The organism is Saccharopolyspora sp. NPDC000359 (assembly GCF_040300525.1).
Lineage (GTDB): Bacteria > Actinomycetota > Actinomycetes > Mycobacteriales > Pseudonocardiaceae > Saccharopolyspora.
Map to the genome: position 1 here is coordinate 57563 of NZ_JBEPDU010000023.1, position 26021 is coordinate 83583.

Consider the following 26021-nt stretch of genomic DNA (forward strand, 5'->3'; position numbering starts at 1 on the left):
ACGCCCCGGATCAGCTGCTCACGCCAGCGCGAGCCGCAGCGGCGACCACCTCCTCCGGGTGGTGCTCGGCGATGACGGCGAGCACCTCCGCCGCGCTGGCGTGCCCGCTCCCGGCGATCTCGGTGACCAAGGACAGCTGGTCGGCCGCCGGGTGCTGGTCGAACTCGGTGAGGAACAGCTCGGTGTCCTCGTCCAGCGCGGCCGCCATGCCGTCCAGCGCGCACAGCAGCTCATCACCCGGGCGGAGCACGTCGGCGCTCGTCCGCCCGGCCTGCAACCACACCCGCACCGCCGGACCCGCCACCGGGTCCTCGACGAGGTCGCGGGCGGCCGCGACGCCCTCCGCACCGGTGTGCTCCAGGACGGCCAGCGCCGACAGCCGGACCGTCGGATCGTCCACCCGGCGCAGCAGCGCGGCCAGCTCGCTGCTCGCCTCCCGGGCGCCGCGGTGCTCGATCCACCGCGCGATCAGCACCCGCTGCGCGTCGGCCGGGGTGTCCGTGACGGCCAGGGCGAGCAGCTCCGCGGGGGCGGTCACCACGTCGTCCACCGCGGGCACCTGGAAACCGAAGGCCCGCAACGACTCCCGGGCCGCCCACAGCCCGGCTGGCAGCAGCTCGACCACGGTGTGTTCCTCGGGCTCGGTGCTGACGTGCGTGCGGACCGCCTGCATCGACTCCCACTGGGCGAGCACCCGGCAGACGACCTCGCGGACCGCCTCCTGCGCCTCGGGTTCCGACTCCTCGAGCAGCTCGCAGGTCATCGCCACGATCAGTTCCAGCGGCACCGCGTCGGTCCGGGCGTACAGCACGCTCAACGCCGCCTGCACGATCTCCGGCAGCGCGTCGGCGTCGGCCAGCACGTCCAGCTGCTCCCGGAAGACGTCGTCCACCAGCACGAACCGCTGCCACAGCCGGGACCACAGCAGTTCCGGCTGGGCCAGCAGCGGATCGGCGACCAGGGTGCGCACCAGCAGGTCACCGGACGGGCGCACCAGACCGGCGCGCTCGGCCCACTCCAGCAGCAGGTCGGCGTCCTCCGCGCGGCCGCCCAGCGCCGCGACCAGCTCGTCCACATCGGACGGGTCGCGGCCGTCGCCGAGCCAGTCGAGCACGGTCCGGATCCGCTGCACGACCGGTGAACCCGCGGCGATCACCCGGTGCGGTTCGACCTCGGCCAGCTCGACCGGCGGCAACCACAGCGCGGGCTGGCCGCCCGGCTCCAGCGCCTCGCGGCGCTCGATCTCCTCCAGCACGTCGTGGTCCACCTCGACCTCGTCGGCCTCCACCGCGGCGAAGAACTCCGCCACCGCCGGTGGGTCCTCGGGGTCCACGCCGAGCTCCCGCATCGCGACCTCCCAGAACTTCTCCGAGCTCCACTCGGACGGTTCGGCCATCGCCGCCAGGTAGTCCGGGGTGGCGTGCTCCACCGCCTCGTGCAGGTCGGCGACCGGGTCCGGGCCGGTCAGCAGGTCGTGCTCGGCGAGGAAGCCGATCCACTGGTGCAGGAAGTCAGGTGCCAGCGACCAGTCCGCCAGCACCACCCGGCGCGGCACCACCTCCACCAGGAACCTGGCCAGCTCCTCCTCGGTCCACCAGGCCAGCAAGCCGTCCCGGTCAAACTTGTCGGTGAGCAGCTGGTCCAGCAGCGGCTCGGCGCCCAGCTCGGGGCGGCTGCGGGTGAACCGGGCGATCAGCTCGGCGCGGGCGGCCTCGAACCGGTCGACCTCGCCGTGGATGAAGGTGGTGCGCATGGCGTGCTCCTCTCGCTCAGGTGTGCGGATCACTCCGAGGGTAGGGAGCGAGCACGGGAAACCCGGGTAGCGCAAGCAAGGTCGTGCACCCGTGTCGGTACCCCCTGACGGGTGAAGTTGCGGCGGCCTAGGTATGCCCGTCGGTACTTGTCCCGCTTCGAGCACCAGGGCCAGAGGTCCATGCTTCAGCTGCGTCCGGAAACGGCGCGGTGCCGCTGACCAGCGGCACACCCAACGCAAAGCACCTGGAGGGCAGCCGCGAACCGCCGCTCCGGCCCTGGCCCACCCGGCCGGGACGGCGGTGCGGGCCCGAGCCGCAACAGGGAGGAGGTCCCGGCGACCGGGCGACAGCACTTGCCCCAGCTGGCTGCCGCCCGGCCTCCCGACAGCGAGGTAGGTGTCCACCCGTCCGGCCAGGCGGCAACGGAGCCGCCGCCACCCACCTCGCTGAACCTCCCCAACTCCGCGCCACCCACCCCCGATCCGCAGAAGGCCCGCGGAACCACCACCATGTCCAGCCACTCCGAGTTCCACGCAGCCGGGTGGCGGGTCGAGCACGACCCGCGCTCCCACCACACCACGCTCCTCATCGGCGACCACGCCAGCGCCCTGCGCGCACCCCTCGACTTCGCCGCCCACGTGCACCACGTGCTGGCCGTGCACCTGCAGGCCGGTCCGGTGCTCGCCGACGGTTCGGACTGGGTGCTGTTCACCCAGCCCGAGCTGCGCGCCGAAGTTCCGGCCGACCTCCCCGAACTCACCGCCGTCCCGGTCGGCACCCGCCTCGCGCTGCCGCCGGTGCGCGACCCGCGCTGGATCAGCCCACCGCGGATCGGCCTGTCGGCGCCCGCTCACCAGGTGGTGTGCTCGGCCTCCCGGCGCGCCCGCCTGATGGCGCCCCGCGCGGCGGCCTGAGCATCACGGCTGCTCGGCGACCCACACCGCGATCTGCGCGCGCGAGGTGACGCCTAGCTTGGCCATGATGTGCTCGATGTGGCTGTCCGAGGTCCGCTTGGAGATCACCAGCTGCTCGGCGATCTGCCGGTTCGACAGGCCCTGCGCCACCAGCCGCGCCACCTCGCGCTCCCGCGGCGTCAGCCGCACCGGCGCGTCCGCCCGCGGCGCCGGGCTGCGCTCCCCGAGCGCGAACTGGACCAGCTCGTCCACCGTGCACTCCGCGCCTCGGCGCTGAGCCGCGCGCAGCTCCCCGGCGGGCAGCACGTTCCGGAGCCGCTCCTCGTTCTCCGCGTGCCAGGCCAGGTAGCGGCGCACGCCGTAGAGATAGCTGCCGATCGGCTGCCACAACCGGCCCACCGCGGCGCTCAGCTGCGCGGACCGCGCCGCCCAGCCCTGCGCCGAGGCCACCCAGGACTCGACCTCGACCGCCAGCAGCGCGCCCAGCACGTCGCCGAACTGGTGCTTGATCCGCAGGCACCGGTGCAGGTGGGACACGGCCGCGTCGTGCTCGCCCTGCTGCCAGCGGGCCAACCCGAGCACCAGCTCGCACCACGACCGCACCCACTGGTCCCCGTGCTCCTCGCAGATCTCCTGGCAGCGGTGGCACAGCTCCACCGCCCGCGGCAGCTCGCCCTCGAACACCTGCAGGACCGCCAGGGCGGACATGCTGAGCACCGCCAGCCCGTCGTGGCGCAGGGCGTCCAGCTGCTCCAACGCCTCGGTGAACCGCGCCCGCGCGGGCCCGTGGTGGTGGCGGACCATGTCGATGGTCCCGGCGGTGTGCGGGACCAGGGCCAGCACCGCGTCGGCCCGCACCTGGTTGGCCACGCCCTGCGCCTCGGCCAGCAGGTCCAGCGCCGCGTCGCAATCCCCCTGCCAACCGCTGACCAGCGCGGCCACCAGCAGCGCGCGGGCCCGCTGCGCGCTCGGCTCCGGGGAGGCCTGCAACGCCTCGCCCAGCCACGAGATGCCCTCCCGGAGGGAGGTCCCGGCTATCCAGTAGAACCGCAGCGCCGCCGCCATGCGCAGCGCCTCGTCGGCTTCGCCGGGCTCGGTGCAGCAGAACTTCAGCGCGGCGCGCAGGTTCTCCCGGTCCAACCGCAGCCGGGAAAGCCACTCCCCCTGGTCCGGTCCGAGCCACTGCGCGTCGAGCTGCTCGGCCAGCAGCAGGAAGTGGTCACGGTGGCGGCGGCGCAGCACCAGCTCCTCGGTGCCGCCGCCCAGCCGCTCCCGGCCGTACTCCCGGATCGTCCGCAGCAGCCGGTAGCGGGTGCGCGAGTCCTGCCGGTCCTCCCTGACCAGCACGGACTTCTCGACCAGCCCGGCCACCCCGACGAAGACGTCCTCCACGGTCACGCCGTCGCCGACGCACACGGCCTCGGCCGCCTCCAGCTCGAAGCCGTCGGCGAACACCGACAGCCGCGCCCACACCGCCTGTTCCACCGGGGAGCACAGGCCGTAGCTCCACTCGATCGCCGCCCGCAGCGACTGGTGGTGCGGCGCCGCGCTGCGGTCCCCCGAGGTCAGCAGCCGGTAGCGGTCGGTGAGCCGGGCGAGGACCTCGGACACCGACAACGACCGCATCCACACCGCGGCCAGCTCGATCGCCAGCGGCAACCCGTCCAGTTGCTGGCACAGCCGGACCACGTCGGCCTCGTTGTCCGGCCCGATGGTGAAGGTCGGCAGCACCGCCGACGCCCGGTTGGCGAACAGCTCCAGCGCCTCGTGCCCGACGGCCCGCTGCACCACCCGGCCCTGGTGGTCCAGCCGCGGCGTCAGCATCGGCGGCACCGACCACACCTGCTCCCCGGCGATGGCCAGCGGGGCCCGCGAGGTGACCAGCACGCGCAGCTCGGGGGCCGACGCCAGCAGCCAGCCGACCAGCGGACCGCACCCGTCCAGCAGGTGCTCGCAGCCGTCCAGCACGATCAGCATCCGCTTGTCCGCCAGGTGCTCGGCCAGCACGTCCTCGGCGGAGGCGGTCTGCTCGCCGTGCAGGCCGAGACCGCTCACCAGCGCTTGGGCGAAGTCACCGCGGGCCGGGACCTCACCCAGCTCCACCAGCCAGATCCCGTCCGGGAAGGCTCGGCGCAGGTCGCGCGAGACGCGGGTGGCCAAGCGGGACTTGCCGACCCCGGCCACGCCGGTGAGGGTCACCAGCCGGGAGGTCGACAGCAGCCGCTTGACCTGCGTGATCGCTCCGCGTCGCCCGACGAAGCTCGTCAGGTCGTCGGGAAGCCTGCCCACCCGCCGGGTTGTCATCGCGACCACCCGCACTCACCGGAAGTTCGACGTGTCCGAGTGTAGGCCCGGACCAGCGCGGGGCGAGCCGGAGCGGGCGGTCAGCGGTCGGAGGCGAGGGGGAGGTCAGCCCGGTGGGCCGCGGCGAAGTCCTCGTCCACGAACACCACCTCCCGCCCCTCGCGGGCCAGCAGCGAGGCGGCCAACGCGGCCCGGTAACCCTCGCTGCAGTACACCCACACCACGCCGTCGGGCAGCTCGTGGGAGCGGTCGCGGAGCTGGAACAGCGGGATGTGCGCGGCGCCGACCAAGTGGCAGGTGCGCCACTCCCGGCGCATCCGCACGTCCAGCACCACCGTTCCCGGTCCCGCCTCGGCGAGGTCGGCGAAGGACGCCGACGGCATGCCGCGCACCAGGTTTGGGCCCGCGGCCAGCTCGTCCGGGGCACCCACCGCCGCCGTCGTGCGGTCGAGGCCGATGCGCACCAGCTCCCGCTGGGCCGCGGCGACCTGCTCGGGCGTCCCGCCCACCAGGGTCACCGGGTCGGCCGGGTCTACCAGCCAGCCCAGCCAGCGCGCCAGCGGACCGTCCAGGCCCAACGAGATCGCGCCCGCCAGGTGCGCGCGCGAGAACTCGCGGCGGGGGCGCAGGTCGACCACCCAGTCCCCGGTGCGCAGCTGCCGGGCCAGCTCGGCGGACCGCAGCCGGGCCGGTTCGCGCAGGTCGACCGGGTCCGGCCCGGCCCGGTTCCGCGGCCCCAGCCGCGCGAAGTAGTCGGGGAGCGGGTCCAGCTCGGTGAGGGCGTGCTCGACGAAACCGTCCTCGTCGAGGTGGAACGCGGTGTTGACCTTCAACTGCTGGCCGATCGTCGCGCTGCTCCCGGAACCGTGCGCGGGCCAGACCCGCGCCTGCTCCGGCAGGAGCTCGGCGAGCTTGCGCAGGGAGGCGTGCTGCAACCGGGCGAGGTCCTCGCTGTGGTGCTGGCCGAGCAGGTCGGTGCGCCCGGTGGAGCCGACCAGCAGCGAGCCGCCGGTGAACACCCCGACCGCGCCTCCGGCGTTCTCCAGCACGTAGGCCAGGTGGTGGAAGGTGTGCCCGGGCGTGGCCAGCACCCGCAGCCGCACCTGCGGCGACACCTCCAGCACGTCGCCCTCGGCCAGCGGCCGCGCGAACGGCACCCCGTCATCCGCCGCGATGCCGTACTCCGCGCCGGTCAACCGGCACAGCTCCAAGCCCCCGGAGAGGTGGTCGTGGTGCAGGTGGGTCTCCAGCACGCGGGTGATGCGCACCCCGCGCCGACCCGCGGCGGCGAGGTATCGGTCGACGTCGCGCTGCGGGTCGACCACCGCCGCCCGCCCGCCGTCGCAGACCAGGTAGCTGCGATCGCCCAGCGAAGCGGTCTCGACGGCTTCGACCTCCACCATCAGGCGGACTTCTCGTCCCGGCCGTGGACCTGGGCCGGCGGGTGCGTGGCCTCGACGGCGGTGAACTCCTCGAGGATCTTGTAGTGGTGCTCGGCGCCCTTCGGGACGATCCAGGAGTCCCCGGGGCTCAGCAGCACCACCTGGCCCTCGCTGTGCAGCTCCGCGCGGCCGCTGATCACGTAGCCGGCGGTCTCGTAGTCCCGGGTGGTCGGCTCCTTCTCCACGCCGGACGGTTCCCCGCGCCACAGCCGCATCGCCAGGCCGACGCCCTCGGCGAGGTAGTACTGGCCCTGGGAGCCGCGCGGCGAGTGCGCACCGTCCACCTTGGTGATCGTGGTGTCGCTCATCGGATCCACCTCCCCGCGTGTGCCCCGATTCTCCCGCCGCCCGCCCGGTGGGGCAGCGCGATCAGGCCAGGGCCGCGGCGGCCAGCACCACGCCGAGCACCCCGGAACCGATCCCGGCGAGCACCGAACCGAGCACGTTGAGCACCGCGTACAGCCGTGCGCCGTCGGTCAGCAGCCGCACGCTCTCGTAGCCGAACGTGCTGAAGGTGGTCAGGGCCCCGCAGAACCCGACGCCCAGCAGCGCCTGCAGCTCCGGCGCCTGCACCCCGAACAGCGCCAGTCCGGTGAGGACGCCGAGGACGAGCGAACCGAGCGCGTTGACCGCCAGGGTGCCCCACGGGAAACCGGTGTCGTGGCGGGCCTGCACCCAGCGGTCGGTGAGGAACCGCAGGCAGGCACCCAGAGCGCCACCGACCGCGACGAGCAGGAAGCTCACGGCCGCTCCCGCCCGGCGTACCGGATCACCTCGACCTCGTCGAGCAGCACCAACCCCTCGGTGACCAGCTCGTCGAGCTCGGGCAGGAAGTCGCGCACCCGCTGCTCGTCGTCGACGATCACCACCGCGACCGGCAGGTCCTCGCTCAGCGACAGCAGCCGCGCGGTGTGGATCGCCGAGGACGCCCCGAACCCCTCCACGCCGCGAAACACCGAAGCCCCCGCCAGCCCGGCCTCCCTGGCCCGCCGCACGATCTCGTGGTAGAGCGGTTTGTGCTGGTAGGTGTCGGTCTCGCCGACGATCGCGGTGAGCCGGAGCCCCTGGCCGCGCAGCCGCATCACCGGCTCACCCGCCCGAACGCGCGGGCCACCGACCGGGCGGCGAGCAGCCCGGCGGCCACCGCCAGCAGGCAGGCCAGCACGGTCCCGGTCAGGTAGGCGAGGGCGAGCGCGGGCCGCCCGTCGAGTACCAGGTGCACGGCGTCGGCGACGTAGGTGGAGAACGTGGTGAACCCGCCCAGCACCCCGACGCCCAGGAACGGCCGGACCAGCCGGTGCGCGGTGACCAGGTCGGTGATGACGAGCATCAGCACGCCGATGGCCGCGCAGCCGACCACGTTGACCAGCAGGGTCGACAGCGGGCCCGGCCAGGTGAGGTAGGCGCCGTAGCGCAGCACGGCGCCGACGGCACCGCCCGCGCCGACCACCGCGAGGACGTCCCACGCCGGACGCGTCCGGGCCTTGCCCGCCGAACGCAGCTCCGCGGGGAAAGCGGACCCCATAACCCCTCCCCGCCGCTGCTCACCGTCTCCCCACGAACGGTACCCCCAATCCGACGGCCCCCACCCCGTGCAACTCCCCTTGATCCCTCGCCACCGCGAGTCCTTCCGCGCCGGCACTCCGAGGTCGTCCTGGTGGGACGACCGCAGGTGGTCCGGGTCCGGGCGGGGCCTGGTGGTCAGGCCTCGGCCCGGTCGGCGTTGGCGTGGATCGCCGCGCGGATGTAGTCCGCCAGGCCGGGCTCGAGTCCTTCGTACGTCGCCGTGAAGCGCTCGTCCGCCACGTACATGTCGCCGAGGCCCCGGTGGATCTCGTACGTGCAGTCGTAGCACCACTTCGTGATGTGCTGGCGGTGCTGTTCCGCCAGGTCCATCGCCCGGTCGCTGTCCGGGGCCGCGCCGGAGCGCTTGGCCTCCGCCAGCCGCTCGCCGACCTCCTGCTGCTCGGCCATGAAGCGCTGCCAGTCCTGTTTGGTGTAGCGGCTCATCCGCTGCTGGGACTGGCGGTACGCCTCGCCGCCGCCCCAGCGCTGCTCGGCCTCCGCCGCGTGGTCGTCCGGGTCGAAGTCGCCGAACAGCTCGAACTTCTCCTGCTGCGTCAGGTTGACGCCCATCGTGCTCGCCTCCAGTTCGCGGTCCACTGCCGCGACCATCCGCTGCAGCCGTTCGATGCGCTCCAGCAGCAGTTCCCGCTGCCGCTCCAGGTGGGCGCGCGCGGTGCCTGTGTCGAGGACGGTCGCGATCTCGTCGAGGCCGAGGTCCATCGCCCGGTACCCGAGGATCCGGCGCAGCCGGTCCAGGTCCGCGTCGGAGTAGCTGCGGTAGCCCGCGGCCGTCCGGGCGCTCGGGGTGAGCAGTCCGATCTCGTCGTAGTGGTGCAGGGTCCGCACGGTCACGCCGGAGATCCGGGCCGCTTCGCCGACCGAGTAGGGCACGGTCCTCACCTCCTCGGGGACGAGCCTGTGGCCTCACGCAACGTGAGGGTCAAGCCGGATTGTGCCGCGTCCGCCCGGACGTGGCCGAGGTCACCGGAGGTGGGCGCTTGGCAGGGCGGGCCCCGCGATCTAGAGTCGATGTTAAGTAAGGCTTACCTAACAAAGGAGGAGTCGATGGTCCCGGTCCGCACCGACTTCGCGCGACGGCTGCACTCGGAGACCCGGGTGGAGCACGAGCGGGCGCACGCCCAACCCTTCGTCCGCGCGCTGCTGGCCGGTGAGCTCGGGGGCGAGGACTTCGCGGTGCTGCTCGCCCAGCACTACTTCGCCTACGAGGTGCTGGAGGCGGCTGCCGAGCGGATGCGCAGCGACCTGGTCGCCGGCCCCTTCGTCAGCGACCGCCTGCGGCGGCTGCCCGCGCTGGAGACCGACCTGCAGCACTACTTCGGTCGCGGTTGGCGCCGCAAGATCACGCCCAGTGCCGCCACCGAGGAGTACCGGGTGCGGATGCGCGAGACCTGCTTCGACTGGCCGGGTGGCTTCGTCGCGCACCACTACACCCGCTACCTCGGTGACCTCTCCGGTGGGCAGGTCCTGCGCCGCTGCCTGGAGCGGGCGGAGGCTGGTTCCGCGTTCCTGACCTTCGAGCGGATCCCGGACGGCCCGCGGTTCAAGGCCGCCTACCGCACCCTCCTGGACACTGCGGGCTGGGACGCGGCCGAGGAGGATCGGATCGTGGCTGAGGTCAAGCGCGCCTACGCGCACAACACGCGCGTCCTCGCTGGGCTGAGCTACCTGCTGATCCCGCGGCAGCGGTGAACGACCAGCTCAGCTGGCCCGCCCGGGTGGTGTAGCGAAGACCGCCTTGGCAGAAGTTACCGTCAGGTAATACCCTCTTGTTACCGACGAGTAAGGGCTCGAGCCGGGCCCACCCGCAGCAGCGTGCAAGAGGGAGCCTTTCCATGGGCCACTACAAGAGCAACGTACGAGACCTCGAGTTCAACCTGTTCGAGCTGTTCAAGGTGCAGGAACGGCTGGGCAAGGGCGCCTTCGAGCAGTCCGACGAGGACACCGTGCGCGGCGTGCTCACCGAACTCAACGAGCTCGCCACCGGGCCCCTGGCCGAGTCCTTCGTGGAGGGCGACCGCAACCCGGCCCAGTTCGACCCGGCCACCCACTCGGTGACCCTGCCCGAGGGCTTCAAGAAGTCCTACCAGGCCGTCATCGACGGCGAGTGGTGGCGGCTGAGCCTGCCGGACGAGCTCGGCGGCTACGGCACCCCGCCGAGCGTGATCTGGTCGGCCGCCGAGCTCATCCTCGGCGCCAACCCGGCGATCTACATGTACATGGCGGGCCCGAACTTCGCGACGATCCTGTGGCGCAACGGCACCGAGGAGCAGCGCCGCTGGGCCGAGCTGATGATCGAGCGCGGTTGGGGCGCCACCATGGTGCTCACCGAGCCCGACGCGGGCTCCGACGTCGGTGCCGGTCGCACCAAGGCGGTCAAGCAGGAGGACGGCTCCTGGCACCTCGAGGGCGTCAAGCGGTTCATCACCTCCGCCGACCAGGACATGACCGAGAACATCATGCACCTGGTGCTGGCCCGCCCCGAGGGCCCCGGCATCGAGCCCAAGCCCGGCACCAAGGGTTTGAGCCTGTTCCTGGTGCCCAAGTTCCACTTCGACAGCAGCACCGGTGAGCCCGGCGAGCGCAACGGCGCCTTCGTCACCAACGTCGAGCACAAGATGGGCCTCAACGCCTCGGCCACCTGCGAGCTGACCTTCGGCCAGCACGGCGTCCCGGCCAAGGGCTGGCTGCTCGGCGAGGTGCACGACGGCATCGCGCAGATGTTCCAGGTCATCGAGTACGCCCGGATGATGGTCGGCACCAAGGCCATCGGCACCCTGTCCACCGGCTACCTCAACGCGCTGGACTACGCCAAGGAGCGCGTGCAGGGCGCGGACCTGACCCGGGCCGCGGACAAGACCGCCCCGCGCGTCACCATCACCAACCACCCCGACGTGCGGCGCATCCTGATGCTGCAGAAGGCCTACGCGGAGGGCCTGCGGGCGGTGTACCTCTACACCGCGAACTTCCAGGACCAGGTCGCCCAGGGGCAGCACGACGGCACCGACTTCAGCACCGCCGAGCAGGTCAACGACCTGCTGCTGCCGATCGTCAAGGGCGTCGGCTCGGAGCGGGCCTACGAGATGCTGGCCCTGTCGCTGCAGACCCTGGGCGGTTCCGGCTTCCTGCAGGACTACCCGATCGAGCAGTACATCCGCGACTCCAAGATCGACAGCCTGTACGAGGGCACCACCGCGATCCAGGCGCAGGACTTCTTCTTCCGCAAGATCGTGCGCAACAACGGTGCCGCGGTCGGCCACGTCGCCGCCGAGATCCAGGCCACCCTGGAGGCCGAGGGCGCCGACGAGCGGCTCAAGGAGGAGCGCGCACTGGTCGCCCGGGCGCTGCAGGACGCCCAGGGCATGCTCGGCACGATGATCGAGTTCCTGACCTCCTCGCAGGAGGACGTCAAGAACATCTACAAGGTCGGCCAGCACGCCGTGTCGTTCCTGATGAGCATGGGTGACCTGCTCATCGGCTGGCTGCTGCTGCGGCAGGCCGAGATCGCGCTGGCCGCGCTGGACGCCGGTGCCTCCGCCAAGGACGAGTCCTTCTACCAGGGCAAGGTCGCGGTGGCCCGGTTCTTCGCCAAGAACGTGCTGCCGGAGCTGACCGGTCGCCGCAAGATCATCGAGGCAGCCGACAACTCGCTGATGGAGCTCGACGAGTCCGTCTTCTGACCCACCGCGGTGGACCCCCGGCCTCGGGCGCAGTTCCTCCCCGGAACTGCGCCCGAAGTCGTTGCTCACAACTCGTAGTCGAAGGTGAACGGCACCGCGCGCACCCCGTGCTCGGCGGTGTACTCGCCGGTGCCGTGCAGCCCGGCCAGCTCACCGGTGCCCGAACCGGGCACCACCTCGAAGGTGCTGCGGATCCCGCCGTCCGCGCCGAAGTGGCCGCGCTCCTGGAGCGCGAAGGACCCCTCCCGCCCGTCGACGGCGCCGCGGACGAGCTGCACCCCGGTGAACGCGCCGGTCAGGTCCTCGCTGTAGACGAGGGTGTACTCGCAGGCCACCTCGCCCGCCTCGATGCCACCGGTGAAGGTGTTGGTGATCGACGCCTGCGCGAGCTTCGGGTGCTCATCCGTCCCGACGGTGCGCTCGTCCCAGCGGGCGACGGTGAAGTGGCCAGTGGTCTGCATGGAGTTCCTCTCGATCGGTGCTGCCGCTGAGCGGCCGTGCGCCCCTGGACCACGTGATTCCGGTGGGAACCACCCATGGCGCGGTCCATCGGGGCGCGACCAGCATCGATGTCGAACCTGACACCTCCTGTCAGGTACGCGCGGCAAGATCCTCGGCATGCGCGCCGACCGCCTGCTCACCCTCCTCCTGCTGCTGCAGAACCGCGGCCGGATGACCGCCCCCGAACTGGCCGCCGAGCTGGAGGTGTCGGTCCGCACCGTCTACCGCGACGTCGAAGCCCTCGGCGCGGCAGGCGTGCCGGTCTGCGCCGACCGCGGCCCCGACGGCGGCTACCGCCTGCTCGACGGCTACCGCACCCGCCTCACCGGCCTCACCGACGCCGAAGCCGGATCCCTGTTCCTGTCCGGCGCCCCCGGCCCGGCCCGCGACCTCGGCCTCGGCGCCGTGCTGGCCACCGCGCAGCTGAAGGTGCAGGCCGCGCTACCCGCGGAGCTGGCCGAGCGGACCCGCCGCATCCAGGACCGCTTCCACCTCGACGCACCCGGCTGGTTCCGCGACGCCGACGAGGTGCCGCACCTGGCCGAGATCGCCCGCGCGGTCTGGGAGCAGCGCGTCCTGCACGCGCACTACCGCCGCTGGAACGGCGAGGTGCACCGCGAGCTCCACCCGCTCGGCATCGTGCTCAAGGGCGGCATCTGGTACCTGGTGGCCCGCGCCGAAGAAGCCATCCGCACCTACCGCATCTCGCGCTTCCTCGACGTGCGGACCACGGGCGCGACCTTCACCCGCCCGGCGGGCTTCGACCTCGCCGCGAGCTGGGCGGAATCCTCCCGCCGGATGGAGGCCTCGATGGTGCGCGGCACCGCCCGGCTGCGGATCTCACCGACCGCGCAGCAACTCCTGCCCGCGCAGTTCGGCACGAAGGGCGCCCGAGCCCTGGCCGAGTCCGGCCCACCGGACGAGCACGGCTGGGTGGAGGTCGACCTGCCGGTCGAGAAGACCGCCGTCGCCGTCCACGACGTCCTCCGCCTCGCCGCGCACGCCGAAGTCCTCGCGCCACCCGAACTCCGCGCCGCCGTCGCGGAGGCCGTCACCACCCTCGCGGCCCGCTACGCCCGCTGAACCCCGGCCCGCACCCCGGGAGCTGGCCGCCCCGGCAACGCCGCGGCCCGCGAATCATCCACAGTGGACCGAGCGGCCAGGAACGCGACGAACAACCCGACCAGCAGCGCCGCCCGGCCCCACACCCCGATCATCAACGCCTGCGCCGTGAAGCCGTCGTGGATGCCGCTGGCCTCACCGGCCGAGTTCAGGTACAGCCAGCGGAAGATGCTGATCCCCATCGCCACGTCCGCCACCAGGTACGCCGCGATCCACCCCCAGCGCACGTTCACCAGCACGAAGAACGGCAGCAACCACAACGTGTACTGCGGCGAGTGCACCTTGTGCAGCAGCAGGAAACCGCACAGCATCGCCGCCGACACCGGCACCCACGGGTAGGTCCCGCACCGCTCGAACCGCAACCACCCCACCGCGCAGGCGATCGCGAACGACAACAACACCAGCAGTGGCGACACCACGCCCATCGCCGACTGGAAGTCCGCCGAACCCGTCCAGTGCCGGAAACCCCAGTACCAGATCGAGTTCGTGCTGAGGTCCACCTGTCGCCGCGACTGGAACTCGAACGACGCCGCCCACCCCTCGAACCCAGCGATCACGAACGGCACGTTCACCACCACCGCGGTGGCCACCGAAGCCCCCACCACCTGCAGCGCGCCGCGCACGTCCCACCGCTCGCGCCCACTGGTCAGCACGTGCAACGCCAGCGGCAGCACGAACAACGCCGGGTAGAGCTTCAGCGCGAACCCGAGCCCCAAGACCACCGCGGCCACCGTCGCGCGCCGCCGCAACGACACCGACGTCCACCGGTGCACCACGAACACCGCCGCGACCGCGCACGCCACCACCGGCAAGTCCCAGTTGTGGAACGCGTACAGCACCAGCGGCGGGGACAACGCCCACAGCAGCGCGCGCCACCCGCTCAACCGGCCCAGCCACCAAGCCGTGGCGAGCCCGAACGGGGCCATCAGCAACGCCGACGCCGCCAGGAAACCCGCATCGGTGTCGACGAACAGCGCCCCCGCCCACATCAGCACCCCGGACAGCACCGGGTACTCGACCACCCCGCCGTACAGCGAACCGTCCGGATCGATCCCACCGTGCACGTACGGGAACACGTGCCGGTCGATGTCCCGGCCGATCCACAGGTTCTGGATGTCGGAGTAGCAGACGTCGCCGTACGCCCGCTCCTGGTACGCGGGCTCCGAACGACCCCACTCGTCGAACTCCGGACCGGTGCAGCGCGCCTTGTTCGCGTACCCCAGCGCCAACGACAGCGCGGTCAGCACGCACAGCGCCACCAGACCGGAGATGGTCAGCCCGCGAGCCGTCCTGCTGATGCCGATCCCTCCACCCGTCGCGCCCCCCTCACCGGGGAACGATCACTGCACCTTGCCGCGCAGGAAGGCGATGTCGTCGGCCTGCCCCTCGGCCGGGGTCTCCACCACCACCGGGGCACCCGCGCTCGCGCACACCGCCACCAGCAGGTCCGGCTCGATGGTGCCCGCGCCGATGTTGGCGTGCCGGTCCCGCGAGGAACCGAACTCGTCCCGCGAGTCGTTCAGGTGCACCAGGTCGATCCGACCGGTGATCGCCTTCACCCGCTCCACCACGTCCAGCAGCTCCTCGCCCGCCGCGTGCGCGTGGCAGGTGTCCAGGCAGAACCCCGCGCCGAACTCGCCGACCGCATCCCACAGCCGCGCCAGCGCGTCGAACTTCCGCGCCATCGCGTTCGCCCCGCCCGCGGTGTTCTCGATCAGCACCGGCACCTCGAACCCGCCGTCGGCGGCCTGCCGCTCGAACAGCTTGCGCCAGTTCGCCACGCCCTCGCCCGGGTCGTCGTCCTTGGTCACGTGCCCGCCGTGCACGATCAACCCCTGCGCGCCGACCTCGGCCGCCGCCTTGGCCTGCTGGAGGACCGCCTTGCGCGACGGGATCCGGATCCGGTTGTTCAACGACGCCACGTTGATCACGTACGGCGCGTGGATGAACACCGACAGGTCGCTGCTGCGCAGCTGCTCGGCCTGCGGGTGCGGCTTCGGGGCCTTCCAGCCCTGCGGGTCGGAGAGGAAGAACTGCACGACCTCCGCACCGCGCTCGGCGGCAGCGGTCAACGGGTCGTCATCGCGGACGTGGGCGCCGATACGCATGCCCGAAGTCTAGGCACCCCGCCGACGCCGCCCGCCCGGGCTGGCGCGGTCCCGCCGGACGGGTGGTTCCACGCGGTGGGACGGAACCAGGCCGTCACCAATGGCGGTGTTCAACCGTTGTACAGATCTGAGAGGTTCAGGTCTGGGACAGTGATCACCCGAACCGCGATCCTGGGGAGGCGAGCCATGGGGACCAACCCGCTGATCAAGCCGAAGGCCCGCGGCCTGGCGGCCGGGCTCGTCGGCCTCACCCTCACCGCGAGTACCTTCCTCGGTGCCGGGACCGCGCACGCCGTCGAACCGCTGGTCGTCGACACCCCCCTGGCCATCGTCGACGCCGTGCCCGGCCAGCAGGTCGTGGTCAGGCCCAGCACCCTGGACTTCAAGGTCCGCGAGGCGGTGCTGCTGGCCATGCCGCTGGCCTTCGGCAAGGCCAAGGACGCCAGCGAGCGGTTCGCGCAGCTGCCCCCGATCACCCTCGGCGCGGCCCCCGAGGGCCGCACCTTCTACTCCGGCAAGAAGATCGCCGAGGCCGCCGGGCCCCGGCTCGCCGAGATCGGCCTGCCGGAGGACGCGGTCGACTCGGTGCGCTGGCACTTCACCAACCTCGTCGCCATCGGCAACGCGGTGACCGTGCGCGCCAAGGCGCCCGAGGAGGAAGCACCGCCGCCCCCGCCGCCCTCCACCGAGCAGCCGCCCCCGCCGCCACCCCCGTCGGCGGAGCAACCGCCGCCCCCGCCGCCGCCCGAACCCAGCCCGGAGCTGCTCCCACCGGACCCGAGGGCCTTCGTCCCGCAGCCGGGTGGAGCGCCCTCGGCGGTGAGCGTCCTGCCGCCCGAGCTGCGGGGTTCGGAGCTGGCCTGGCTGCAGGGCCACTACGGCCAGGCACCTGGCATGACGCCCAACATCGGCGACCTGGTCGAGCAGAACGCCGAGCAGCGGAAGGTGCGGGAGGAGCAGGACGAGGTCCGCGCCGCGGGCCGGGCCGAAGCGCTGCCCACCGAGGTCACCGAGCGCGTCGCGGTCCCGGTGCTGCTCGCCTCCATCGCCCTGGCGATCGCCACCGCGGCCCTGGTCCGCAGCTGGGTCCTCCGCCGCTCCTGACCACCCGGTTCCACCGGGAACCGGGCACCTGAACCCCACTGGGATCGCGCGCCTCCGCAAGCCCACCCCGGCTGGTGGTGGGGGTGTCGGTGCTGTCGGCGGGCCTTGCTAGCCTTGTCCAGTTCGTCGACGCGAACGACCCTCCTGCCATGGAGAGCCCATGGCCGTGAGCCCACAGGAGGTGAATGGTCTTCATGCGTCATTACGAGCTCATGGTCATCCTGGACCCGAGCCTGGACGAGCGCACCGTCGCTCCGTCCATGGAGAACTTCCTCAACGTCGTCCGCAACGACGGTGGCACCGTCGAGAAGGTCGACGTCTGGGGCCGCCGTCGGCTGTCCTACGAGATCGACAAGAACTCCGAGGGCATCTACGTCGTCCTGGACCTCAACAGCGAGCCGGCCACCATCAAGGAGCTGGACCGGCAGCTGAACCTCAACGAGTCGATCCTGCGGACCAAGGTCCTGCGCAAGGTCGTCGAGCCCCGCAAGGCCGCGCGCGCCGCCAAGGCCCGCGCTGCTCAGGCCAACGCCTGACCGGCCCGAACCGCTAACGACCAGACTGGAGTCCCCAGGTCATGGCTGGTGAAACGGTAATCACGGTGGTCGGCAACCTGACCGCCGACCCGGAGCTGCGCTTCACCCCGTCCGGTGCCGCGGTCGCGAACTTCACGGTCGCCTCCACGCCCCGGACCTTCGACCGCCAGACCGGCGAGTGGAAGGACGGCGAAGCCCTCTTCCTGCGCTGCAACATCTGGCGGCAGGCAGCGGAGAACGTGGCCGAGTCGCTGACCCGCGGCATGCGGGTGGTCGTGCAGGGCAGGCTGCGCCAGCGCTCCTTCGAGACGAAGGAGGGCGAGAAGCGCACCGTCGTCGAGCTCGAGGTCGACGAGATCGGTCCGTCCCTGCGCTACGCGACCGCCAAGGTCAACAAGGTCAGCCGGGGCGGCAGCGGCTTCAGCGGCGGTGGCGGCCCGGCCGGTCCGCCGGCCGACGACCCGTGGGGTTCCGCACCACCTGCCGGTTCCGGCGGTGGGTTCAGCGACGAGCCGCCGTTCTAACCGCGGCGACAACGCTCTCGAAGTTTTCGTTCAGGAGGAAGACCGATGGCCAAGGCGCCCGTGCGCAAGCCGAAGAAGAAGGTCTGCGTTTTCTGCAAGGACAAGGCGGCGCAGATCGACTACAAGGACACGACGCTGCTGCGGAAGTACATCTCCGACCGCGGCAAGATCCGTGCCCGTCGCGTGACCGGCAACTGCAGCCAGCACCAGCGCGACGTCGCGATCGCGGTGAAGAACGCCCGCGAGATGGCGCTGCTGCCCTACACCTCGACCGCTCGCTGACCAGGAAAGGAGCCACGTCGTGAAGATCATCCTCACCGCTGACGTCTCCAACCTCGGCGAGTCCGGTGACATCGTCGAGGTCAAGGACGGCTACGCGCGCAACTACCTGCTGCCCAAGGGCCTGGCCATCGTGGCCACCAAGGGCGCACAGAAGCAGATCGAGACGATCCGCCGCGTCCAGGAGAACCGCCGGGTGCGGAACCTGGAGCACGCCCACGAGCTCAAGCAGCAGCTGCAGAACCTCGGCGGGGTCACCCTGACCGCCAAGGTCTCGCCGCAGGGCAAGCTGTTCGGCTCGATCACCACCGGCGACGTCGTCGCCGCGGTCCGCAAGGCCGGTGGCCCGAACCTGGACAAGCGTTCGGTCAGCCTGCGCGGCCACATCAAGTCGCTGGGCAAGCACGTCGTCGACGTGCAGCTGCACCCGGACGTGTCGGCCAACGTCGCCGTCCAGGTCACCAAGGAGCAGTGACCCGGTAGCACCGGTTCGCCCCGCGGCACCGCCCACCCCGACCTCCGGGGACGGGTGGCGGTGCCGCGGTAGGCGCGCGCACCGGCGGTGGCGGTGACGACGAGGTTCCACCGGTCCGACACGCCGAGCAGCGCGACACGCCCGTACTTTTCCACGGATTTCTTCCACAGCCTACGCATGGCCTCTGACCTGGGGATTCTTGTCACTTCTGTGCAGTTGTCCCCAAGTTGTCCCCAGCTGCGCGGAAGGCTGCGGCGAGTTATCCCCAGCTTGAGTCGATCTATCCACAGGTTGTCCCGAGCTTTGTCCACAGCTTGATTTGCCTGCTCCGCGCGGGCGATCTAGCTTCGCGCGCGGGCCTGCGCGCCCACCGCGCGCGATGGTCTTCCGAGGAGGTGACCGGGTCAGGTGGCGGTGCCCGAGGAACCCGAAGACCCGTACTTCGACGACGGCGGCGGCAGCGGCCCCGGCGGCGGCACCTTCGAGCGGCAACCCCCGCAGGACCTGGCGGCCGAGCAGTCCGTGCTCGGCGGCATGATGCTGAGCAAGGACGCGATCGCCGACGTGGTCGAGGCGCTCAGTCCCAACGACTTCTACCGCCCGGCCCACCAGGCGATCTACGACTGCATCCTGGACCTCTACGGCCGCGGCGAACCGGCGGACGCGATCACGGTGTCCGCGGAGCTGGAGCGCCGCCAGGAGCTGCTCAAGGTCGGCGGCGCCCCCTACCTGCACACGCTGATCGCCACGGTCCCGACCGCGGCGAACGCGGGCTACTACGCGGAGATCGTCGCGGAGAAGGCGGTCCTGCGCCGCCTGGTGGAGGCGGGCACCCGCATCGTCCAGCTCGGCTACCACGGCTCCGAGGGCGCCCCGATCGAGGAGGTCGTGGACCGCGCCCAGTCGGCGATCTACGACGTCACGGAACGCCGCGCGAGCGAGGACTACCACGCCCTCGAAGAGCTCCTCCAGCCGACGATGGACGAGATCGACGCGATCGCGTCCCGAGGCGGCGAGTCCCAGGGCGTGCCCACCGGCTTCGCCGACCTCGACGCCCTCACCAACGGCCTCCACGCCGGCCAGATGATCATCGTCGCGGCACGACCAGGCGTGGGGAAGAGCACCCTGGGCCTGGACTTCGCCAGGTCGGCGTCGGTGAAGCACGGGATGGGGAGCGTCATCTTCTCGCTGGAGATGGGGCGCACCGAGATCGTCATGCGCATGCTCTCCGCGGAGGCCCGGATCCGGCTCGGCGACATGCGTGGTGGCCGGATGACCGACGACGACTGGACGCGGTTGGCCCGGCGGATGAGCGAGATCAGCGAGGCGCCGATCTACATCGACGACTCGCCGAACCTGACCATGATGGAGATCCGCGCCAAGGCCCGGCGGCTCAAGCAGCGCCACGACATCCAGCTCATCGTGGTGGACTACATGCAGCTGATGACCTCGGGCAAGCGCGTCGAGTCCCGGCAGCAGGAGGTCTCGGAGTTCTCCCGGAACCTGAAGCTGCTGGCCAAGGAGCTAGAGGTCCCGCTGGTCGCGATCTCCCAGCTCAACCGAGGCCCGGAACAGCGAACGGACAAGAAGCCGCAACTCTCCGACCTCCGCGAGTCGGGCTGCCTCACCGTCGACACGCGTCTGCTGCGCGCGGACACCGGCGCCGAGGTCACCTTCGGGGAGTTGATGCGGACCGGCGAGCGGCCGATCGTGTGGTCGCTCGACGACCGGATGCGCCTGGTGCCGCGACCGATCACCAACGTCTTCTCCAGCGGGACCAAGGAAGCCTTCAGGGTCCGGCTGGCCTCCGGTCGCGAGATCGAGGCGACCGCGAACCACCCGGTGCTCACCGTGGATGGCTGGGTCCCGTTGGGCGAGCTGACCGAGGGATCGCGGGTCGCTGTCCCGAGGCGGTCGCCGGAGCCGATGGACGTCAAGCCGATGCCCGAGGCCGAGCTCGTGCTCCTCGCGCACCTGATCGGCGATGGATCGTTCGTCAAGCGGCAGCCGCTGCGCTACGCGAGCGCGGACGAGGCGAACCTGGCGGCCGTGACCGACGCCGCGAAGCACTTCGGCGTCACCGCCGTCCGCGACGACCACGCCGCGGCGAAGGTGACCACGCTGCGGCTCCCGGCGCCACACCGCCACACCGACGGCGAGCGGCACCCGATCGCCGCGTGGCTCGACGAGTTGGGGCTGTTCGGTCTGCGCAGTCCCGAGAAGTTCCTCCCAGAGCGCGTCTTCTCGCTACCGCGGGACCAGGTCGCACTGTTCCTGCGGCACCTCTGGGCCACGGGCGGATCGGTGCGCTGGGACGAGCGGGCTGGGCAGGCGCGGCTCCACTACGCCACGACGAGCCGCCGCCTTGCTGACGACCTGACCCAGTTGATGTTGCGCATCGGGGTCTTCGCGCGGATCAAGACCGCGAGGAAGTCCGGCTACCGGGACTGCTACCACGTCGTCGTCGACGGCGCCGAGAACCAGCTGCAGTTCCTGGACGAGGCAGGGGTCCACGGCGCGCGTTCGCTCCAGGCGGCGTTCGTGGCCGAGCAGCTGCGCACCGTTGCTGGGAACACGAACCGCGACACGGTGCCGAAGGAGGTCTGGGACCGGGTGCGCGGCCTGCTCGCGGCCCGCTCGATGACCCACCGGGACTCCTCGGCGCCGGTGAACGTCCAGTTCAGCGGCGCCGCCATGGGGAACCGGGCACCGAGCCGAACCAGGTTGGCGCGCGCAGCGGCCGTCCTGGACGAAGCGGACCTGGACATGCTGGCGACCAACGACGTCTTCTGGGACGAGATCGCCGAGATCGTCAGCACCGGCGAACAGCCAGTTTACGACGCGACGGTCGACGGGACGCACAACTTCGTGGCCAACGGCATCGCCATGCACAACTCGCTGGAGCAGGACGCGGACATGGTGATCCTGATCCACCGGCCGGACGCGTTCGAGCGCGACGACCCGCGCATGGGCGAGGCCGACTTGATACTGGCCAAGCACCGTGCCGGTCCCACGGCCACGGTCACCGTCGCCCACCAGCTGCACTACAGCCGCTTCGTCGACATGGCCCAGGAGTAGCGCTCCCGCCTGTAGGTCTCGAAATTTGGTGGCGGATCTCGGGGCCGTTGATGGCTGGGGCGGTCCGTTCGTTCACTGCTGGCTGGCTTTCGACAGCGCGGTTCGTCATCGTCGCTCAGCCGTTCCTGCTCACCGCAGCGGGCGGAGGCAGGTGCCGCAAGCACACAAGATCGGCGTGTCACGCGCGGTCGGTGATCAACCGGATTCGCGTGCCAGGTCCTCCTGGGTGGCTGCCCATGACGCCAACAGGGCCAGGCCGTCCGCGGCCGCCGTGCCGGTGGGCGCGGTGTAGACGTTCAGGAGCAGGCCGGGTTCGGCAGGTAGGTCCATCGACTCGACGTCGAGGTCGAGCTGGCCCACCACCGGGTGGTGCAGGCGCTTGCGTCCGGACCGGTGGAGCCGGACGTCCTGCGACGCCCACCGCTGCCGGAACAGCTCGCTGCGTGTTGACAGTTCCCCGACCAGGGCGATCAGTTCCTCGTCGTGCGGGTTGCGGCCAGCTTCCATGCGCAACTTCGCGGCCACATCACAGGTGATCCGGTCGTAGTCGACGAAGAACGTTCTCGCCGCTTCGGGCTCCAGGTACACGAACCGCGCGGTGTTCGCCGGGCGTCGCGTGCCGACCAGCACCGGTGAGAACAGCGCGCGGGCGAGTTGATTCGTGGCCAGCACGTCGTAGTGGCCGGTGCAGATCCAGGCCGGTGCTTCGGTGATGGCGTCGAGCACCTGCTGGAGCGCCGGGCGCACCGTCACGGCGGGTCGTCGGCGGCTTGCACCGCTGGGTGTCCTGGACTGCCGGGCGAGGTGGAACAGGTGATCGCGCTCGGCCTCGTCGAGCTGCAAGGCAGCGGCCACGGCGTCGAGCACCCCGTCGGAGGTGCCGGTGAGGCTGCCGCGCTCCATGCGCACGTAGTAGTCGACCGATATCCCCGCCAGGAGAGCTACCTCTTCGCGACGCAGTCCCTCGACCCGGCGGTTGCCGCCGTAGGCGGGCAGTCCGGCCCGCTGGGGCGTGATCCGCGCACGACGCGAGCTGAGAAATCCCTTGATCTCGGTGCGCAGATCGGTCGCGGCCACCACACCACCGTAGGCCCTGCCCGCAGGCGGAGGGAGGGCCTGCTGGTACCCCCACGGTGGAGGCCCCCGCGGACGGAGCGGCAGCCCACCGGACCAGGGGGCAGCGGCAGTACCGGTACGCGGAGGAGCTCCCCGTCATCCTCGGGGCGGGCCTAACCGGCCGTGACCGGTCCCGGCTGAACAGCCACTGACCTGTACCGAAGGAGCATCCTCCAGTGCGGACGCGCGAACTTGGACAGCACCTCGAAGTCTCAGCCCTGGGACTCGGTTGCATGGGCATGAGCTTCTTCTACGGCTCTCCCCCGGACCCGGCCGAGATGACGGGGTTGCTGCGGACTGCGGTGGAGCGCGGCGTGACCTTCTTCGACACCGCCGAGGTCTACGGCCCCTTCACCAATGAGGAGCTGGTCGGTCAGGCGCTGGCGCCGGTCCGCGACCAGGTGGTGATCGCCACCAAGTTCGGGCTCCGGCACGGGGAGCACGGGCCGACCCCGGCGTCGGGGCTCGACAGCCGACCTGAGCAGATCCGTCGAGTGGCCGAGGCCTCGCTCCAGCGCCTGCGCACGGATCGCATCGACCTCCTCTACCAACACCGCGTGGATCCCGACGTGCCCATCGAAGACGTGGCGGGCACGGTCAAGGAGCTGATCGCCGAAGGCAAGGTCAAGCACTTCGGCTTGTCGGAGGCCGGGGCGACGACGATCAGGCGCGCCCACGCGGTGCAGCCCGTGACGGCGCTGCAGAGCGAGTACTCGCTCTGGACGCGGGAGCTCGAAGCCGCGATCATTCCAACCTTGGCGGAACTGGGCATCGGTCTGGTCCCGTACAGCCCGCTGGGCAAGGGCTACCTGACCGGCACGATCGACCCCCGCACACCGCTGGCCGACAACGACCTCCGCCGCATGCTGCCGCGCTTCACCCCTGAGGCGCGGCGAGCGAACCAGGCACTGGTCGACCTGCTGCAGCAGATTGCCGACGACAAGGGCGCCACCCCGGCCCAGCTCGCTCTCGCCTGGGTGCTGGCGCAGGAGTCGTGGTTCGTGCCGATCCCCGGCACCACCAAGCTGCACCGCTTGGAGGAGAACCTGGGTGCGCTCGACGTCGAATTGACCTCCGGCGATCTGCACTGCATCGAGGAGGCCGCGAGCCACATCCACGGTGAGCGCGTCCCCGCGCGGTTGAAATCCATGTTCGGCCGCTGAGCCCCGCTGCTTCCGGCCGAGGACGTCAGACCCTACGGGCGGGTGGTGGCGTGGTGGGTGAGCCTGGTGGCCAGGGCGTGGAGCCGGTCTCGGAGGGCTTCGGGGTGTTCGATGACGAGCGGGCGGTCGAGGGCGGCTAGCAGGGGTGGGAGCCAGTCGAGCCGGTTGGCTCGGATGCGGGCTCGCACCCAGTCCGCGTCGAGCTCCTCGAGCTGGGCGATGGACGGTGGGAAGACCGAGTGGATGTGCTCGGGTGCCGCGCGGATCCGCACCGACACCTCGTGCTGGTGCGGTGTCTCGGCGATCGCGGTGAGCACCTGCTGGGCGGGGTCGAAACCGGTTGGTGCGGCGAACTCCCCGTCGCGCACCTCGACGGTCGTGATCCGGTCGACGCGGAACGTGCGGACCTGCTCGCTGGTGGAGTCGTAGCCGGTCAGGTACCAGCGCCCGGAGTGGGCCACGATCCCGTACGGGTGGACGACGCGTTCGCTGCTGCCGCCGTGGCCTGCGGTGTAGCGGAGGGTGAGTGGGCGTCGGTCCTGGGCTGCTTCCGCGACGGTGAGCAGGACCTCGGCTTCCGCGGTGGGCACCGTTCGCGGGGGCGCGGTGAAGTCGGCGACCTCCAGCAGCGCGTCGAGTCGGCGGCCGAGGCGTTCGGGGAGCACTCGGCGGACTTTCGCGATCGCGCTCTCGGCGGCGGCGACCGAGGTGCTGAGCAGTCCGGCGCGTCGCCCTGCGACCAGGCCGAGCAGGACGGCGAGCGCCTCCTCGTCGGTGAGCATCAGCGGGGGCATCCGGTAGCCCGGGGCCAGGCGGTACCCGCCGTGGCGGCCGCGCACCGAGCGGACGGGGACGTCCAGGTCGAGGAGGTGGCCGACGTAGCGGCGGACGGTGCGCTCGTCGACGTCGAGCCGCTCGGCGAGGTCGGCGACGGTCCGGGTGCCTCCGCGCTGGAGGACCTCCAGCAGTGCCAGCACGCGGGCGATCGGACGGGTCATGCGGAAGATCTTGGCAATACCGGGCGGATCCTGTCCACTATTGCTCCTACCGTGGCCGGTGTCCCAGGAGGGCGGAGGCAGAGCCGCCCACCTTGCAGAGAGGAAGCACCGTGCAGCTCGTGTCCGTTCGCGTGATCACCAACGACGTCCCCCGCCTCGTCGAGTTCTACGAGCAGGTGACCGGCCTCGCCGCGCGGCGGCCCGCGGAGCAGTTCGCCGAGTTCGTGGGCCCGGCGTGCACGTTGGCCATCGGCAGTGTTGAGACGATGGCGCTGTTCAGCCCCGGGGCGGCGGTGCCGGAGTCGAACCGGACCGCGGTCCTGGAGTTCCTCGTCGACGACGTGGACCGGGAGCACGAGCGGTTGGCCGGGTTGGCTGTCGTCCCCGAGGTCGTGCAGGAGCCGACCACGATGCCGTGGGGGAACCGCTCGCTGCTGTTCCGCGACCCCGACGGCAACCTGGTCAACTTCTTCACCCCGGTCACCGACGGTGCTCGCGCGCGGCTTGGCGGTTGAGCGGTGTCAGTCGTCGGCGAGGATCGCGTAGAGGTCGGAGTCGCGCCAGCCGTCGCGGAGGCGGGCGGTGGCGCGCATCCGGCCTTCGCGGCGCATCCCGATCTTGCGGAGCACTGCTGCTGAGGCGGCGTTCCGCGGGTCGCAGGTGGCGAAGATGCGGTGGCGGCCGTGCTCGGTGAAACCGATGCGCAGCAGCTCTCGTGCCGCGGCCGTCGCGATGCCCCGTCCCCACTGGTGTGGGTGCACCGCGTAGGCGATCTCGCCGGTGGTCGGGCCGCGCAGCTTCAGGTCCGCGCTGCCCACGACGTCGCCGTCCAGGAGCACCGCGAACACCGGCCGGTTCGGGGCTGCCGCCACCGCGGCTCGCACGTAGGCCTGGGTCTGCTCGTAGGTGTTGGGTCCCCACGTCTGGTAGCGGCACGCTTCCGGGAGGCGGGCCCAGCTGTGGACGGCGTCGGTGTCGGTGAGCGCGAGCGGTCGGAGCTTGATCGGCATGGCCGCACCCTAATTCGCGGGTCGGATCAGTTCCCGGTGTTGTCGGTGGGTCCGCGCAATTCGAGGCGAATTCGCGTGCAATCCCGCTTGGGACGGGCCCGGGAAATGCGTCCCGGTCGTCCCAGGAACGGGTGAATTCCCAGGTCAGGGCAGGTTCTGCATCCCGGTCGTCCCATTCCTGGGTTTCGTGTTGCGGGTGTGGTTCGGCGGTGTGCACGATCTGTTCCGTCCGCTGGAGCACCTGGGGGAATCGCATGGGGCTCCGGATCTACTGGGCGAACTGCCCGAATTCACCGATGGGGAATCGCATGTCGAAGAGGAACGTGGAT

26 protein-coding genes are annotated in these 26021 nt (G+C 71.3%); 12 read left to right on the forward strand and 14 right to left on the reverse strand.

Annotation, left to right across the window (positions count from 1 at the left end; all coding sequences use genetic code 11):
- Positions 1-10: 10 nt before the first annotated feature.
- Entirely contained in the window at positions 11-1753 is a 1743-nt protein-coding gene (locus ABT324_RS16765; RefSeq protein WP_351177576.1) for a hypothetical protein, read from the reverse strand.
- 510 nt (positions 1754-2263) lie between these two features.
- On the opposite strand from ABT324_RS16765, the gene ABT324_RS16770 reads away from it, so the two are divergent.
- Complete coding sequence (locus ABT324_RS16770) at positions 2264-2668, forward strand: hypothetical protein (RefSeq protein ID WP_351177579.1); 405 nt, start codon at positions 2264-2266, stop codon at positions 2666-2668.
- Between the two features lie 3 nt (positions 2669-2671).
- Here ABT324_RS16770 and ABT324_RS16775 read toward each other — a convergent pair whose 3' ends face one another.
- From ABT324_RS16775 to ABT324_RS16805, 7 genes are all read right to left on the reverse strand, one after another.
- Entirely contained in the window at positions 2672-4972 is a 2301-nt protein-coding gene (locus tag ABT324_RS16775; RefSeq protein WP_351177582.1) for a LuxR C-terminal-related transcriptional regulator, read from the reverse strand.
- A gap of 80 nt (positions 4973-5052) precedes the next feature.
- Positions 5053-6375, reverse strand: a complete 1323-nt coding sequence (locus tag ABT324_RS16780) for an MBL fold metallo-hydrolase (RefSeq protein ID WP_351177585.1) — start codon at positions 6373-6375, stop codon at positions 5053-5055.
- Positions 6375-6722 carry a cupin domain-containing protein gene (locus ABT324_RS16785; RefSeq protein WP_351177588.1) on the reverse strand — a complete coding sequence of 116 codons (348 nt, stop codon included), beginning with the start codon at positions 6720-6722 and terminating at the stop codon, positions 6375-6377. The genes ABT324_RS16780 and ABT324_RS16785 overlap by 1 nt, the downstream gene beginning before the upstream one ends.
- A 61-nt stretch (positions 6723-6783) precedes the next feature.
- Entirely contained in the window at positions 6784-7158 is a 375-nt protein-coding gene (gene crcB, locus ABT324_RS16790; protein WP_351177591.1) for a fluoride efflux transporter CrcB, read from the reverse strand.
- Positions 7155-7496, reverse strand: coding sequence for a DUF190 domain-containing protein (locus ABT324_RS16795; RefSeq protein ID WP_351177707.1), 342 nt, complete (start codon positions 7494-7496; stop codon positions 7155-7157). Before ABT324_RS16795 ends, crcB begins: the two co-directional genes overlap by 4 nt.
- A complete protein-coding gene (locus ABT324_RS16800) occupies positions 7496-7939 on the reverse strand; it encodes a fluoride efflux transporter FluC (protein ID WP_351177594.1) in 444 nt (147 codons plus the stop codon). The genes ABT324_RS16795 and ABT324_RS16800 overlap by 1 nt, the downstream gene beginning before the upstream one ends.
- 176 nt (positions 7940-8115) lie before the next feature.
- Positions 8116-8871, reverse strand: coding sequence for a MerR family transcriptional regulator (locus ABT324_RS16805; protein WP_351177597.1), 756 nt, complete (start codon positions 8869-8871; stop codon positions 8116-8118).
- 174 nt (positions 8872-9045) lie between these two features.
- Here ABT324_RS16805 and ABT324_RS16810 point away from each other — a divergent pair, with 174 nt between their 5' ends.
- A complete protein-coding gene (locus ABT324_RS16810) occupies positions 9046-9690 on the forward strand; it encodes a biliverdin-producing heme oxygenase (protein WP_351177599.1) in 645 nt (214 codons plus the stop codon).
- 143 nt (positions 9691-9833) lie between these two features.
- Positions 9834-11678, forward strand: a complete 1845-nt coding sequence (locus ABT324_RS16815; RefSeq protein WP_351177602.1) for an acyl-CoA dehydrogenase — start codon at positions 9834-9836, stop codon at positions 11676-11678.
- Positions 11679-11743: 65 nt separating this feature from the next.
- Here the strand turns inward: ABT324_RS16815 and ABT324_RS16820 are convergent, their stop codons facing one another.
- Positions 11744-12139 (reverse strand): DUF3224 domain-containing protein, encoded by a 396-nt coding sequence (locus ABT324_RS16820; RefSeq protein ID WP_351177604.1) that lies wholly within the window; start codon positions 12137-12139, stop codon positions 11744-11746.
- Between the two features lie 157 nt (positions 12140-12296).
- Between ABT324_RS16820 and ABT324_RS16825 the strand changes: the two genes are divergently transcribed.
- Complete coding sequence (locus ABT324_RS16825) at positions 12297-13262, forward strand: helix-turn-helix transcriptional regulator (RefSeq protein WP_351177607.1); 966 nt, start codon at positions 12297-12299, stop codon at positions 13260-13262.
- Here the strand turns inward: ABT324_RS16825 and ABT324_RS16830 are convergent.
- Both ABT324_RS16830 and ABT324_RS16835 read right to left on the reverse strand, forming a co-directional pair.
- Positions 13250-14560 (reverse strand): glycosyltransferase family 87 protein, encoded by a 1311-nt coding sequence (locus tag ABT324_RS16830; protein WP_351177610.1) that lies wholly within the window; start codon positions 14558-14560, stop codon positions 13250-13252. The genes ABT324_RS16825 and ABT324_RS16830 overlap by 13 nt on opposite strands.
- A gap of 81 nt (positions 14561-14641) precedes the next feature.
- Entirely contained in the window at positions 14642-15409 is a 768-nt protein-coding gene (locus tag ABT324_RS16835; protein WP_351177613.1) for a deoxyribonuclease IV, read from the reverse strand.
- 186 nt (positions 15410-15595) lie between these two features.
- Here ABT324_RS16835 and ABT324_RS16840 point away from each other — a divergent pair, with 186 nt between their 5' ends.
- The 6 genes from ABT324_RS16840 (at position 15596) to ABT324_RS16865 (ending at position 21405) form a co-directional block, all read left to right on the forward strand.
- Positions 15596-16513, forward strand: coding sequence for a hypothetical protein (locus ABT324_RS16840; protein ID WP_351177616.1), 918 nt, complete (start codon positions 15596-15598; stop codon positions 16511-16513).
- A 185-nt stretch (positions 16514-16698) separates the two neighbouring features.
- On the forward strand, positions 16699-17049 hold the full coding sequence (gene rpsF, locus ABT324_RS16845) for a 30S ribosomal protein S6 (protein ID WP_150066010.1): 351 nt from the start codon (positions 16699-16701) through the stop codon (positions 17047-17049).
- A gap of 41 nt (positions 17050-17090) precedes the next feature.
- Positions 17091-17573, forward strand: a complete 483-nt coding sequence (locus ABT324_RS16850) for a single-stranded DNA-binding protein (RefSeq protein ID WP_150066011.1) — start codon at positions 17091-17093, stop codon at positions 17571-17573.
- Positions 17574-17618: 45 nt separating this feature from the next.
- Positions 17619-17855: a 30S ribosomal protein S18 gene (gene rpsR, locus ABT324_RS16855; protein WP_093151213.1), complete on the forward strand. Its 237-nt coding sequence runs from the start codon at positions 17619-17621 to the stop codon at positions 17853-17855.
- Positions 17856-17874: 19 nt separating this feature from the next.
- Positions 17875-18327, forward strand: coding sequence for a 50S ribosomal protein L9 (gene rplI / locus ABT324_RS16860; RefSeq protein WP_351177619.1), 453 nt, complete (start codon positions 17875-17877; stop codon positions 18325-18327).
- A gap of 414 nt (positions 18328-18741) precedes the next feature.
- Positions 18742-21405, forward strand: a complete 2664-nt coding sequence (locus tag ABT324_RS16865) for a replicative DNA helicase (RefSeq protein ID WP_351177710.1) — start codon at positions 18742-18744, stop codon at positions 21403-21405.
- A gap of 195 nt (positions 21406-21600) precedes the next feature.
- On the opposite strand, the gene ABT324_RS16870 is transcribed toward ABT324_RS16865, so the two are convergent.
- Entirely contained in the window at positions 21601-22482 is an 882-nt protein-coding gene (locus tag ABT324_RS16870) for a helix-turn-helix transcriptional regulator (RefSeq protein ID WP_351177622.1), read from the reverse strand.
- A gap of 215 nt (positions 22483-22697) precedes the next feature.
- Between ABT324_RS16870 and ABT324_RS16875 the strand changes: the two genes are divergently transcribed.
- Positions 22698-23684: an aldo/keto reductase gene (locus ABT324_RS16875; RefSeq protein WP_351177625.1), complete on the forward strand. Its 987-nt coding sequence runs from the start codon at positions 22698-22700 to the stop codon at positions 23682-23684.
- Between the two features lie 32 nt (positions 23685-23716).
- On the opposite strand, the gene ABT324_RS16880 is transcribed toward ABT324_RS16875, so the two are convergent.
- Complete coding sequence (locus ABT324_RS16880) at positions 23717-24682, reverse strand: helix-turn-helix transcriptional regulator (RefSeq protein ID WP_351177628.1); 966 nt, start codon at positions 24680-24682, stop codon at positions 23717-23719.
- A gap of 110 nt (positions 24683-24792) precedes the next feature.
- Between ABT324_RS16880 and ABT324_RS16885 the strand changes: the two genes are divergently transcribed.
- Complete coding sequence (locus ABT324_RS16885; protein WP_351177631.1) at positions 24793-25197, forward strand: VOC family protein; 405 nt, start codon at positions 24793-24795, stop codon at positions 25195-25197.
- A gap of 6 nt (positions 25198-25203) precedes the next feature.
- On the opposite strand, the gene ABT324_RS16890 is transcribed toward ABT324_RS16885, so the two are convergent.
- Entirely contained in the window at positions 25204-25692 is a 489-nt protein-coding gene (locus tag ABT324_RS16890) for a GNAT family N-acetyltransferase (protein ID WP_351177634.1), read from the reverse strand.
- Between the last annotated feature and the right edge of the window lie 329 nt (positions 25693-26021).

What these genes read in the sequence shown, in the direction of transcription:
- ABT324_RS16765 (WP_351177576.1), bottom strand. Translation starts at nt 1,753, where the DNA reads ATGCGCACCACCTTCATCCACGGCGAGGTCGACCGGTTCGAGGCCGCC.
- ABT324_RS16770 (WP_351177579.1), top strand. Translation starts at nt 2,264, where the DNA reads ATGTCCAGCCACTCCGAGTTCCACGCAGCCGGGTGGCGGGTCGAGCAC.
- ABT324_RS16775 (WP_351177582.1), bottom strand. Translation starts at nt 4,972, where the DNA reads ATGACAACCCGGCGGGTGGGCAGGCTTCCCGACGACCTGACGAGCTTC.
- ABT324_RS16780 (WP_351177585.1), bottom strand. Translation starts at nt 6,375, where the DNA reads ATGGTGGAGGTCGAAGCCGTCGAGACCGCTTCGCTGGGCGATCGCAGC.
- ABT324_RS16785 (WP_351177588.1), bottom strand. Translation starts at nt 6,722, where the DNA reads ATGAGCGACACCACGATCACCAAGGTGGACGGTGCGCACTCGCCGCGC.
- ABT324_RS16795 (WP_351177707.1), bottom strand. Translation starts at nt 7,496, where the DNA reads ATGCGGCTGCGCGGCCAGGGGCTCCGGCTCACCGCGATCGTCGGCGAG.
- ABT324_RS16800 (WP_351177594.1), bottom strand. Translation starts at nt 7,939, where the DNA reads ATGGGGTCCGCTTTCCCCGCGGAGCTGCGTTCGGCGGGCAAGGCCCGG.
- ABT324_RS16810 (WP_351177599.1), top strand. Translation starts at nt 9,046, where the DNA reads ATGGTCCCGGTCCGCACCGACTTCGCGCGACGGCTGCACTCGGAGACC.
- ABT324_RS16815 (WP_351177602.1), top strand. Translation starts at nt 9,834, where the DNA reads ATGGGCCACTACAAGAGCAACGTACGAGACCTCGAGTTCAACCTGTTC.
- ABT324_RS16820 (WP_351177604.1), bottom strand. Translation starts at nt 12,139, where the DNA reads ATGCAGACCACTGGCCACTTCACCGTCGCCCGCTGGGACGAGCGCACC.
- ABT324_RS16825 (WP_351177607.1), top strand. Translation starts at nt 12,297, where the DNA reads ATGCGCGCCGACCGCCTGCTCACCCTCCTCCTGCTGCTGCAGAACCGC.
- ABT324_RS16835 (WP_351177613.1), bottom strand. Translation starts at nt 15,409, where the DNA reads ATGCGTATCGGCGCCCACGTCCGCGATGACGACCCGTTGACCGCTGCC.
- ABT324_RS16840 (WP_351177616.1), top strand. Translation starts at nt 15,596, where the DNA reads ATGGGGACCAACCCGCTGATCAAGCCGAAGGCCCGCGGCCTGGCGGCC.
- rpsF (WP_150066010.1), top strand. Translation starts at nt 16,699, where the DNA reads ATGGTCTTCATGCGTCATTACGAGCTCATGGTCATCCTGGACCCGAGC.
- ABT324_RS16850 (WP_150066011.1), top strand. Translation starts at nt 17,091, where the DNA reads ATGGCTGGTGAAACGGTAATCACGGTGGTCGGCAACCTGACCGCCGAC.
- rpsR (WP_093151213.1), top strand. Translation starts at nt 17,619, where the DNA reads ATGGCCAAGGCGCCCGTGCGCAAGCCGAAGAAGAAGGTCTGCGTTTTC.
- ABT324_RS16880 (WP_351177628.1), bottom strand. Translation starts at nt 24,682, where the DNA reads ATGACCCGTCCGATCGCCCGCGTGCTGGCACTGCTGGAGGTCCTCCAG.
- ABT324_RS16890 (WP_351177634.1), bottom strand. Translation starts at nt 25,692, where the DNA reads ATGCCGATCAAGCTCCGACCGCTCGCGCTCACCGACACCGACGCCGTC.